The organism is Micromonospora sp. NPDC000207, from assembly GCF_040300925.1.
Lineage (GTDB): Bacteria > Actinomycetota > Actinomycetes > Mycobacteriales > Micromonosporaceae > Micromonospora.
Genome location: NZ_JBEPEQ010000055.1, coordinates 26,576 through 37,568 on the forward strand (window position 1 = coordinate 26,576; position 10,993 = coordinate 37,568).

Annotated in this window: 11 protein-coding genes; 6 read left to right on the plus strand and 5 right to left on the minus strand. The window is 72.3% G+C overall.

Annotated features, from left to right (window positions below; genetic code table 11):
- Nucleotide 1 precedes the first annotated feature (1 nt).
- Nucleotides 2-769, minus strand: a complete 768-nt coding sequence (locus ABT336_RS15525; RefSeq protein ID WP_502891185.1) for a type 1 glutamine amidotransferase — start codon at nt 767-769, stop codon at nt 2-4.
- A gap of 278 nt (nt 770-1,047) precedes the next feature.
- Here ABT336_RS15525 and ABT336_RS15530 point away from each other — a divergent pair, with 278 nt between their 5' ends.
- Together ABT336_RS15530 and ABT336_RS15535 are read left to right on the plus strand one after the other, a co-directional pair.
- Nucleotides 1,048-1,923, plus strand: coding sequence for a S66 peptidase family protein (locus tag ABT336_RS15530; protein WP_350897285.1), 876 nt, complete (start codon nt 1,048-1,050; stop codon nt 1,921-1,923).
- Nucleotides 1,924-2,221: 298 nt separating this feature from the next.
- Nucleotides 2,222-2,773 (plus strand): hypothetical protein, encoded by a 552-nt coding sequence (locus tag ABT336_RS15535; RefSeq protein ID WP_350897286.1) that lies wholly within the window; start codon nt 2,222-2,224, stop codon nt 2,771-2,773.
- Between the two features lie 189 nt (nt 2,774-2,962).
- Here the strand turns inward: ABT336_RS15535 and ABT336_RS15540 are convergent, their stop codons facing one another.
- The 3 genes from ABT336_RS15540 to glnA form a co-directional block, all read right to left on the minus strand.
- Nucleotides 2,963-3,346: a VOC family protein gene (locus ABT336_RS15540; protein ID WP_350897274.1), complete on the minus strand. Its 384-nt coding sequence runs from the start codon at nt 3,344-3,346 to the stop codon at nt 2,963-2,965.
- A gap of 134 nt (nt 3,347-3,480) precedes the next feature.
- A complete protein-coding gene (locus ABT336_RS15545) occupies nt 3,481-4,173 on the minus strand; it encodes a helix-turn-helix transcriptional regulator (protein ID WP_350897275.1) in 693 nt (230 codons plus the stop codon).
- Nucleotides 4,174-4,231: 58 nt separating this feature from the next.
- Nucleotides 4,232-5,581 carry a type I glutamate--ammonia ligase gene (glnA, locus tag ABT336_RS15550; RefSeq protein WP_350897276.1) on the minus strand — a complete coding sequence of 450 codons (1,350 nt, stop codon included), beginning with the start codon at nt 5,579-5,581 and terminating at the stop codon, nt 4,232-4,234.
- A gap of 249 nt (nt 5,582-5,830) precedes the next feature.
- On the opposite strand from glnA, the gene ABT336_RS15555 reads away from it, so the two are divergent.
- From ABT336_RS15555 to ABT336_RS15570, 4 genes are all read left to right on the plus strand, one after another.
- A complete protein-coding gene (locus ABT336_RS15555; RefSeq protein WP_350897277.1) occupies nt 5,831-7,612 on the plus strand; it encodes an NAD+ synthase in 1,782 nt (593 codons plus the stop codon).
- A 101-nt stretch (nt 7,613-7,713) separates the two neighbouring features.
- On the plus strand, nt 7,714-8,559 hold the full coding sequence (gene panB / locus ABT336_RS15560) for a 3-methyl-2-oxobutanoate hydroxymethyltransferase (RefSeq protein ID WP_350897278.1): 846 nt from the start codon (nt 7,714-7,716) through the stop codon (nt 8,557-8,559).
- Between the two features lie 149 nt (nt 8,560-8,708).
- Nucleotides 8,709-9,194 (plus strand): hypothetical protein, encoded by a 486-nt coding sequence (locus tag ABT336_RS15565; RefSeq protein WP_350897279.1) that lies wholly within the window; start codon nt 8,709-8,711, stop codon nt 9,192-9,194.
- A 128-nt stretch (nt 9,195-9,322) separates the two neighbouring features.
- Nucleotides 9,323-9,787, plus strand: coding sequence for a hypothetical protein (locus ABT336_RS15570; protein ID WP_350897280.1), 465 nt, complete (start codon nt 9,323-9,325; stop codon nt 9,785-9,787).
- Between the two features lie 95 nt (nt 9,788-9,882).
- Here ABT336_RS15570 and npdG read toward each other — a convergent pair whose 3' ends face one another.
- On the minus strand, nt 9,883-10,581 hold the full coding sequence (gene npdG, locus ABT336_RS15575; RefSeq protein ID WP_350897281.1) for an NADPH-dependent F420 reductase: 699 nt from the start codon (nt 10,579-10,581) through the stop codon (nt 9,883-9,885).
- Nucleotides 10,582-10,993 lie beyond the last annotated feature (412 nt).

Here is a 10,993-nt window from a genome sequence, read left to right on the forward strand (position 1 = left end):
CTCAGTGCCCGAGCAGCGGCAGGGTGGGCCGCACCGCCGCGTCGGGCAGCTCACCGAGGGCCAGGGCGGCGAACCGCGCGGCGAACGGCTGCCAGACCTCCTCGACGTCGACCATCACCTCGTGGCAGGCGGCCACCACCAGCTCCGGGTCGTACCCGAGGTCGGCCAGCAGCGGCGAGTCGGCGGCCCACATGGCGATCATCGCCGTGTCGCACTCGATGTGGAACTGGAGCCCCCAGGCCCGGTCCCCCATCCGGAACGCCTGGTGCGGGTAGCGGGCCGAGGCGGCCAGCAGGGTCGCCCCGTGCGGCAGCTCGGTGATCTCGTCGGTGTGCCACTGGAGCACGTCGGGCATCAACGGCACGTACCGGAACAGCGGGTCACCGTCGGCGGCGTCCCGCTTGCCGACCACACCGGGGCCGATCTCCGGCCCGGCCGGGCTGGGCTCGACCGACCCGGCGTGCGCACCGGCCAGCAGCTGCGCGCCGAGACCGACGGCGAGGGTGGGTACGCGGTGTCGGACGGCCTTGCGCAGCAGCCCCTCGACAGCCGGGAACCAGGCTGCCCCCGGGGTGCCGTCCGGTCCCGGATACGTCTGCTGCTCGCCGCCGAGCACCACCAGGGCGACGTACCCGGACAGGTCGGCGGGCAGGTCGTCGCCGGCGTGCGGACGCACCACCCGCAGGTCGAGGCCGGCCTCGGTCAGCCACTCCCCCAACCGTCGGGGGTCGTCGTTCGGGTCGTTCTCGATCACCAACGCGGTTCCCACACCGTCGAGGCTATCCGGTCCCCCCACTGCCCCTCGCCCCGCGTCGCCGGGCGAGAAAGGATCCCCTCTCAACGCCTACGCGAGCAAGGCAGGGTCCCCTGTTAACGCCTGCGGTAGGGAAGGGTTCCCCTCTCGCCTCCTCCGGGCCGACGGCCGGACTAGGCTCGGCCGCTGTGAGCCCGGACCACCCCGCCCCGGCCGCGACCGGACCGGTCGCCGCCGACCGCTGCGCCACCCCGGCGGTACGCCCACCCGCGCTGCGCCCCGGGGACACGGTGATGCTGGTGTCGCCCTCCGGGCCCAGCCGCCCCGAACGGGTCGCCAGGGGCATCGAGCTGCTCACCGGCTGGGGACTACGGCCCGTCCTCGCCCCCCACGCGTACGCCCGGCACGGCTACCTGGCCGGCGCGGACGCCCTCCGGGCCGCCGACCTGAACACCGCCTTCACCGACCCCACGGTCCGGGGTGTGCTCGCCATCAGGGGCGGGTACGGCGCGCAGCGGGTCGTCGACCTGATCGACATGGCAGCCGTCCGGCGGGACCCGAAGGTGGTGGCCGGGTTCTCCGACATCACCGCCCTGCAGCTCGCGCTCTGGCGGGGTGCCCGGCTGGCCACCGTGCACGGCCCCGGGGCGGCCTGGCTGGACGAACGGACCCCACTGCGTTCGGCGGAGTCGCTGCACGCCGCGTTGACCACCACCGCCGAGGTGACCCTCACCGCAGACCCGGACGCCGAGACCGGCCCGGTCCGGGTGCCCGGTCGGGCCACCGGCCCCCTCCTCGGCGGCAACCTCTGCCTGCTGACCGCCACCGTCGGCACCCCGGACCTCCCCGACCTCACCGGGGCGGTCCTGTTGATCGAGGACGTTCAGGAGCCGCCGTACAAGGTCGACCGGATGGTGACCCAGCTGCGCCGCTGCGGCGCCCTGGCCGAGGTGGCCGGGGTGGCGGTGGGGCAGTTCACCCGCTGCGCCGACGGGTGGGACACCACAGTCGCCGACGTCCTGGCCGAGCGCCTCGGCGACCTGGGCGTACCGGTCCTGGGCGGGCTCCCGGTCGGCCACGGCCACGGCCAGCTCACCGTTCCCCTCGGCACCCCCGCCACCCTCGACGCCTCCGCCGGCACCCTGACGGTCGCCCCCGCCGTCTCCTGACCCCCACCCCGTGATCGACCACTTCACCCCGTCGATCGACCTCTCCTCCCCGTCGATCGACCACTTCTCCCCTTCTCCCCTTCTCCCCTTCTCCCCGTCCATCGACCTCTCCCCGTGATCGACCACTCCTCCCTGTGATCGACCACTCCTCCCTGTGATCGACTCGCCCGCCGTACCGGACGGGACTCTCAGGTGGGTGACAGGGACGGCACGGGTTGCGCCCAGGACTGTCGGTGACGGTGGGTCGATCCGACCGCCACCGAGAGTCGGAGTCTTGCAACGAGAGTCGGAGGAGTTCATGTCCCGCAGCATGTCGAAGAAGCACGTCCTGGCGGGCCTGGCCGCGGCCGGCGTCCTCGGGGTGGGGATCGCGGCCCCGACCGTCGCGTTCGCCCAGAACGACCCCAGCCCGTCCCCGAGCACCAGCACCACTGCCGACCCGGGCACGGACCGGGAGCAGCGGCACGCCGAGCGCCAGTCGGAGTTCGCCGAGGCCCTGGCGAAGGAGCTGGGGGTGGAGACCGACAAGGTGACAGCCGCCCTGGAGAAGCTGCGGGAGCAGCGGGCCGCCGACCGTCCCGAACGGGGTGACTGGGCCGAACGGGGTGACTGGGCCGAACGGGGTGACTGGGCCGGCCGGGGTGACTGGGCCGGCGGGGGTGAGCGCGGCGGCACACCTGAGGACCGGTCGGCGAAGCTGAAGGAGCGGCTGGCCACGGCGGTTGAGGAGGGCAAGCTCACCCAGGAGCAGGCCGACGCGATCACCGAGGCGATCGAGTCGGGAGTCTTCCCCGGCGGCGGCTGGGGTCCGGGCCCCAACAGCCACCCCGAAAACAAGACCAACAAGTAACCCCACCATCCCCCACCCCACCGCCCCGGCCACCCCGGCCACCCCCACCGCCCCGGCCACCCCTGTTGATCAAGGGATTTGCGTCACGAAAGCGCCCGCGGTTGACGCAAATCCCTTGATCACCCATCGAGGACGGAGGTGGGGGGAAGGGGGACGGGGTGGGGGGTGGGTTAGGGGGTGGGGGGTGGGTTAGGGGGTGGGGGGTGGGTTAGGGGGTGGGGTGTAGATGCCCAGGTGGTTGCCGGTGGGGTCGAGGAGGTGGGCGAAGGTGAGACCGGTGGGGGCCGTCTGCGGGGGCACCAGCACGCGGCCACCGGCCGCCTCGGCCCGTCGGCACACCTCGGACACGTCGGGCACCTCGGCGTAGAAGATCGCGTAGTTCGGGGTGCCGTGCGAGGCCCGGATCGCCCCGCCGATCCCGGTTCCCCCACCGGCTCCGGTGACCAGGTACGACCCCCCGTCCACGGCCCCCTGCTCCTCGAAGGACCAGCCGAAGACCTCCCCGTAGAACCGCTGCGCCTCCTCCGGGCGGTCGGTGCCGAACTCGAACCAGGTGACGGGTGTGCTGGACATGATGCCTCCGGGGATCCCCAGTGCACCGGCCCCCTGGCCGGCGCGCTCAGGAACCAGCCTCGACCACCGCCCCGACACCCCCCTGTCGGTGTTTCCCGACGAGAACCTGGTCGGGATCGGAGCGACCCGCCGAATCAGACCAGGGTCAGGGAGCGGACCCGCTCGTGGGGGATCTGCATGTCCTCCGGACGCAGGTCCCGGGTCACCGACTCGGCGAGGGTCCGGACCGAGGTGATCCGGTCGGTACGGAAGGTGCGGGTGGCCTCCCGCCGTCGGCACCAGGCCAACAGGTACCAGTGGGTGGGGCTGCCCAGGTAACCCAACGGTTCCACCTCCCGTACCGAAGGGCGGCCCACCCGGTCGAGGTATCCCAGGCGCAGCACCCGTCCGGCGGTGACCGCCCCCGCCACGGCGGCCGGAACCGGGGTGCCCGGGCCTGCGCCGAGCAGGTGGACCCGCCCGATCAGCCGACGGGCCTCGGCGGCCCCCGCCTCGGGCATGGCGGCCAGCAGCTTGTGCAGGGCGGTGACCCCGGCCTCGGCGAAGGGACCCCCGCCGAGGCGGTGCAGGGCGACGGCCACCGCCACCGCCTCGGTGGGGGTGAGGTTGATCGGGGGGAGGGTGTGGGCCCGGTCGAGGACGTACCCCCCGGTGCGGCCCGGCTCGGCCCAGATGGGCACCCCGCCCTGCTGGAGGGCGGCGATGTCCCGCTCCACGGTGCGGGAGCTGACCTCGAATCGCTGGGCCAGCCAACTGGCGCTGCGGGGCCGGGGGGAGACCGCCCGCAGCTCCTCCACCAGGGCGTACAGGCGGTCGGTCCGGTTCACCCCGGGAGGGTACGCCCGGGGTGGGACAGTTCCGCCGCCACAGGGACAGGTAGCGCTGTCACAGGGACAGGTAGCGCTGCCGCTCGAACGGGGTGACCTCGCGGCGGTACTGCTCCCACTCGGCCCGCTTGTTGCGCAGGAAGAAGTCGAACACGTGCTCCCCGAGCACCTCGGCGACCAGTTCCGAGCCGGCCATCACGTCGATCGCCTCGGCGAGGTTCTCCGGCAGCGCCTCGTACCCCATCGCCTTGCGTTCCGCCGCGCTCAACGACCAGACGTCGTCCTCCGCGCCCGGCGGGAGTTCGTACCCCTCCTCGATGCCCTTGAGACCGGCACCGAGCATCACCGCGAAGGCCAGGTACGGGTTGGTGGCCGAGTCCAGCGACCGAACCTCCACCCGGGCGGAGTTGGGCTTGCCGTACGCGGGCACCCGGATCAGGGCGGACCGGTTGAGGTGCCCCCAGCAGACGTACGCCGGGCTCTCGGTGATCCGGTCCGGCAGGGCCAGCGGGAAGAGCCGCTTGTACGAGTTGACCCACTGGTTGGTGACGGCGGTGTACTCCCGGGCGTGCATGAGCAGCCCGGCGATGAAGGACTTCGCCACCTTCGACAGCTTCATCGGGTCGGCGGCGTCGTGGAAGACGTTGCGTTCTCCCTCGAACAGCGACAGGTGGGTGTGCATGCCGCTGCCGGGCTGGTCGGTGAAGGGCTTCGGCATGAAGGAGGCCTGCACCCCGGTGGAGAGCGCCACCTCCTTGACCACGTGCCGGAAGGTCATGATGTTGTCGGCGGTGGTGAGGGCGTCGGCGTACCGCAGGTCGATCTCCTGCTGGCCGGGGGCCACCTCGTGGTGGCTGAACTCCACCGAGATCCCGATCCGTTCCAGGGCCAGGACCCCCTGTCGGCGGAAGTCCCGGGCCACCGCGTGGGTGGTGTGCTCGAAGTAGCCGCCGGTGTCCACCGGGACCGGCACCGAACCGTCCGCCGGGCCGTTCTCCAACAGGTAGAACTCGATCTCGGGGTGGGTGTAGAAGGTGAACCCCTTGTCGGCGGCCCGGGACAGCGCCCGGCGCAGCACGTGCCGGGGGTCGGCCCAGGAGGGCCCCCCGTCGGGCAGCAGGATGTCGCAGAACATCCGGGCGCTCTCGCCGCTGACCCCGCCCTCGAAGGGGAAGACCTGGAAGGTGGTCGGGTCGGGCATGGCGACCATGTCCGACTCGAAGACCCGGGCGAAGCCCTCGATCGCCGAGCCGTCGAAGCCGATCCCCTCCTCGAAGGCCGACTCCAGCTCGGCGGGGGCCACCGAGACGCTCTTGAGGGTGCCCAGCACGTCGGTGAACCACAGCCGGACGAACCGGATGTCACGCTCTTCCAGCGTACGGAGGACGAACTCCTGCTGACGGTCCACTTCCACTCCTCCGCGACACTTCTCGTCCGCCACCGGTCCGGTCGACGCGACCTGACCGCACAGTCTTCATTGACCCCGTTACGCAGACGTTACGCGACCTTGCGCGGAGCCGTCCTGCGGTGTCCCACCCCGACGCGGACCCCCGGACGGGTCCGGTCGACGCGACCGGGAGCCGACTCCGTGGCGGTGTCGTCCACTCCCCGACGCACCGAGATGTTTGGTCTCGCGGGCTGGGGCAAGATGAGGGTCATGCCCACCCTGCGTCTCGCACTGTGCCAGGTCAACCCGACCGTCGGCGACCTCGCCGGCAACGCCGAGCTGATCCGCTCCTGGACCCGACGGGCCGTCGACGGCGGCGCCCAGCTCGTCGCGTTCCCGGAGATGGTTCTGACCGGCTATCCGGTCGAGGACCTGGTCTTCCGCCGATCGTTCGTCGCGGCGTCGAAGGCCGCCCTGGAACGGCTCGCCGCCGACCTCGCCGTCGACGGCCTCGGGGACGTCGCGGTCGTCGTCGGTTACCTGGACGCCGACGGTCCGCCGCAGGTCAGCGGGGACGCCGAGCCGGGGCGGGGGGCGCGCAACGCCGCCGCAGTGCTGCACGGCGGCACTGTGGTCACCACCTATTTCAAGCACCACCTGCCCAACTACGGCGTCTTCGACGAGGACCGGTACTTCGTGCCCGGGGACACCCTCAGCGTGGTCCGCGTCGGCGGGGTCGACGTGGCGCTGACCATCTGTGAGGACCTGTGGCAGGCCGGGGGCCCGTTCGCGGTGGCCCGCACCGCCGGGGTCGGACTGGTGGTCTCGGTCAACGGTTCGCCGTACGAGCTGAACAAGGACGACCTGCGGCTGCCGCTGCTGCGTCGCCGGGCGGAGGAGGCCGGGGCGGCGATCGCGTACGTCAACATGACCGGCGGCCAGGACGAGCTGGTCTTCGAGGGCGACTCGATGATCGTCGGCGCCGACGGGACCCTCGTCACCCGCGCCCCCCAGTTCGTCGAGCACCTGGTCCTCCAGGACCTGGAACTCCCGGCGGCGACGACCACCGCCGTCGCGGAACTGCCCGCCGGGGCCGCCGGTCAGGAACCGCCCTCCGGGATGCGGGTGGACCGGGTCACCGTCGGCGCGGAACTGCCCGCTCCGACCGGCCCGGCCTGTCACGGCGGGACAGTCGAACCGGTGGCCGACGAGGCGGAGGTGTGGCAGGCGCTGGTGCTGGGCCTGCGCGACTACGTCCGCAAGAACCGTTTCCCCTCGGTGGTGCTCGGCCTCTCCGGGGGCATCGACTCGGCGGTGGTGGCCGCCCTGGCAGTGGACGCGGTCGGCCCGGAGCGGGTGATCGGGGTCTCCATGCCCAGCCAGCACTCCTCGGAACACTCCCGTGACGACGCGGCGGACCTGGCCAAGCGGACCGGGCTGGACTACCGGGTCGAGCCGATCCAACCGATGGTGGACACCTTCCTGGCCAACATGTCGCTGTCCGGGGTGGCGGTGGAGAACCTCCAGGCCCGGGTACGCGGGGTGATCCTGATGGCGTTGTCGAACCAGGAGGGGCCGCTGGTCCTGACCACTGGCAACAAGAGCGAGCTGGCGGTCGGCTACTCGACGCTGTACGGCGACTCGGTCGGCGGATTCAACCCGATCAAGGACGTGTGGAAGACCCTGGTGTGGCGGCTGGCCCGGTGGCGCAACGCCGACGCCGCCCGACGGGGTCAGACCCCGCCGATCCCGGAGAACTCCATCGGCAAGCCGCCCAGCGCGGAGCTGAGCCCGGGTCAGCTCGACAGCGACTCGCTGCCCGACTACGACGTCCTGGACCCGATCCTGATCGGCTACGTCGACGGTGACCTGGGGCGGGACGGGCTCGTGGAGTCCGGTCACGACCCGGCGGTGATCGACCGGGTCCTGCAGATGGTGGACACCGCCGAGTACAAGCGTCGCCAGTCGGCACCCGGTACGAAGATCTCGATGAAGGCGTTCGGTCGGGACCGTCGGCTGCCCATCACCAACAGGTGGCGCGAACGCGACTGAGTGACGTCCTGCACTGCTCCCTGTCGGCACGCCGGAACCGGTGCGACGATCGCGACGGAACCCGGGGACCGCACCAGCGGCCTCGAGGAAAGGAGACAGTCATGGCTGAACCGACGCAGCCGGAGGTGACCGCCCTCTACGGGGGTCCGGTGACCCGCCGGGTCCGTACCCGTGACCTGGTCGCGGCCAAGGAGCGCGGCGAGAGGTGGCCGATGCTCACCTCGTACGACCAGTACACGGCGTCGATCTTCGACACGGCCGGGGTGCCGGTGCTGCTGGTCGGTGACTCGGCGGCGAACAACGTCTTCGGGTACGAGACGACGGTCCCGATCACCGTCGAGGAGCTGCTGCCCCTGGTCCGGGCGGTGGTCCGGGCCACCCGGCAGGCCCTCGTCGTCGGTGACCTGCCGTTCGGCTCGTACGAGGAGGGTCCGACCCAGGCGCTGCGCACCGCCGTACGGTTCATGAAGGAGGGCGGCTGTCACGCCGTCAAGCTGGAGGGCGGCCGGCGCTGCGCGGAGCAGGTCGCCGCGATCACCTCGGCCGGCATCCCGGTGATGGCGCACATCGGGTTCACCCCGCAGAGTGAGCACGCCATCGGCGGATACCGGGTCCAGGGGCGCGGTGACGCCGCCGAGGAGGTGCTCGCCGACGCCCGTGCGGTCGCCGAGGCGGGGGCGTTCGCCGTGGTGCTGGAGATGGTCCCGGGCGAGGTGGCCAAGCGGGTCACCGCAGAGCTGACCATCCCCACCGTCGGGATCGGGGCCGGGCCGGAGACCGACGCCCAGGTGCTGGTCTGGCAGGACATGGCCGGTCTGCGTACCGGGAAGGCACCGCGTTTCGTCAAGCGCTACGCCGACGTGGCGGGTGCCCTGTCGACGGCGGCCCGTGCCTTCGCCGACGACGTCCGTGGTGGCCACTTCCCCACCTCCGAACACACCTTCTGACCCCCGTGCAAGGAAGGGCCCCTTCTTAACGCTCACGGTCTAGAAGGGGCCCCTTCTCACGGGCCGGTGCGGGTCGCGGCGGCGCGGGTCGCACTCGGTCCGCCGGTCCGGCGTGATCCTCCGAAGTGGAACCGGATATTGTCCCGCCCGTGAACCGACTGCGCATGTTCCCGGCCGTAGCGGCCCTTTCCCTGTTGACCCTCACCGCCTGTGGCGGCGAGGACGCCACCCCGGCTGCGGCCACCCCCACCACCGCCGCCACCTCGGCCGCCACCCCGGCATTGGCCAGCCCTGCCGTCGACCCCGTCAGCGACAAGGAGGTCTGCGAGAAGGCGCAGAAGACCAGCACCGAGATGACCCAGGCCATCCTCAAGGCCGCGGCAACCGAGGGCGAGGCGTCTACGAACGCGACCAAGGCGTTGCTGACCCAGATGACCAAGGACCTCGCCGAGACGGCCGCCAGTGGCAGCCCCGACAGCGAGGCGGTCACCGCCCTGACCGCCGTCAACGCGGAGATCGTGAAGGCGTCGACTGCCGCCGACCCGCTGACCGCCATGGACAACCCGGCCTCCGAGAAGGCCGGCAAGGACTTCAACGCCGCCTGCAAGAAGGCCGGGGTCGAGGTCAACTTCTGACCGGTCCACCAGTCGCCCGAGGGGCACCCGCTCGACGTGGAGTCGAGCCGGTGCCCCTCGTCGGCTGGCGGACCGTCGAGGCGACCCCGCGCGACCAGCGAGCGATGGGGCGGATAGTGTTCGCGCCCGTGAATCGACTGCGCGTGTTTCCTGTCGCCCTGACCCTTTCCCTGTTGGCCCTCACCGCCTGTGGCGGCGGGGAGAGCACCGACGCCGACTCGGCCGCCGCCCCGACCTCGACCCCGGCCGTCGAGACGCTGAGCGACAAGGAGCTCTGCGAGAAGATCTCCAAGGACTTCCAGGAGATGCAGCAGCGCATCGTCAAGGAGGCCATGGCCACCGAGGGCGAGCCGTCCCCGGCGCTGACCAAGGAGATCCTGGTCGAGATGGAGAAGCGGATGGCGGCCGCGGTCGCCGCCGGGGGCCCGGACAGCGAGGTCGCCCCCGCCATCAAGGAGATGAGCACGCACGTGGTCCGGCTGGGTGCCGAGGCCGACCCGGGGGCCGCCGCCGACGACGACACTGCAGGCGAGAAGGCCGCCAAGGACCTCAACACCGCCTGCGCGAAGGCCGGCGTCACCACCAACTTCTGACGGTACGCGGGGACCCCTCCACCCGCCCGTGGTGTCGGAGGGGCCCCTTCTCGTGCGACGGCACCGGCGGGGCGGATGGGCGGGCCGGCCCGGGGTCAGAGGTCGGTGACCCGGATCCCGGCGTGGGTCCGGTACCGCTTGTTGATGGCGATCAGGTTGGCGGTGAACGCCTCGATCTGGTGGGCGTTGCGCAGCCGGCCCGCGTACACCCCGCGCATCCCGGGGATCCGGGCGGCCAACGCCGCGACCACTCCGACCAGCTCACGGTCCTCGGTGCAGATGAGCACGTCCAGGTCGATCCGGTCGAGATCCGGGTCGGCCAGCAGAGGCGCGCTGACGTGGTTGAACGCCGCGCAGACCCGGGATTCGGGGAGCAGCCGCGCGGCCTGCTGCACAGCGCTGCCCTCGGTGACGGTGAGGGCGTACGGCCCCTGCTTGTCGAAGCCGAGGGGGTTCACGCAGTCCACGACGATCTTGCCGGCGAGCGGCTCGGCGAGGGCGGCGACGGTGGACTCGTGCCCGTCCCACGGCACGGCGACGATCACGACGTCGCTGAGCCGGGCCACCTCGTCGTTGTCGGCACCGGTGACCGTGGCGGCCGGGCCCACCCCGGGCAGTCCGGCGATCTCCCGGGCGGCGGCGGCGGCCCGCCCGGCGTCACGGGAGCCGATCAGGACGGCCTGACCGGCTCGGGCGAACCGGTAGGCGAGCCCCCGACCCTGGTCGCCGGTGCCACCAATGATGCCGACTGTCAGTCCGGACACGTCGGGCAGCGTGCTCGCGTCGTATGCCATTGGTGCATCCTCGCAAAGCCCGGCACCGCGAGGGTGGCGACCTGACCCCGACGCGGCACCCGTCCCCCCGATGCGGTACCTGCCGCACGTCCACGGCACCCTGCCGCCCGACGCTGCACCTGCCGCCCGACGCGGCACCTGCCGCCCGTCACGGCACGTGACCCCGTTACGTACCTGTCCCCCGTCGCGGTACGCACGGCCGCCGGAGGCGCCCCGGCGGCCGTGCGTACCGGTCGTTCAGCTCGCGGCTGCCCGCCGGGCGGTCGTCCGGGCGGCGGTGACCCGCGCGGCGGTGGGCTCGGCCGTTGCTCGGCCGTTGCCGCCGGTCCCCGTCACGCTGCGGCGACTGGTGCCGGCGGTGCTGCGGGCGGCGGCCGTACCGGCGCTGCGCCGGGTCGGGGTCGCCGCCTTC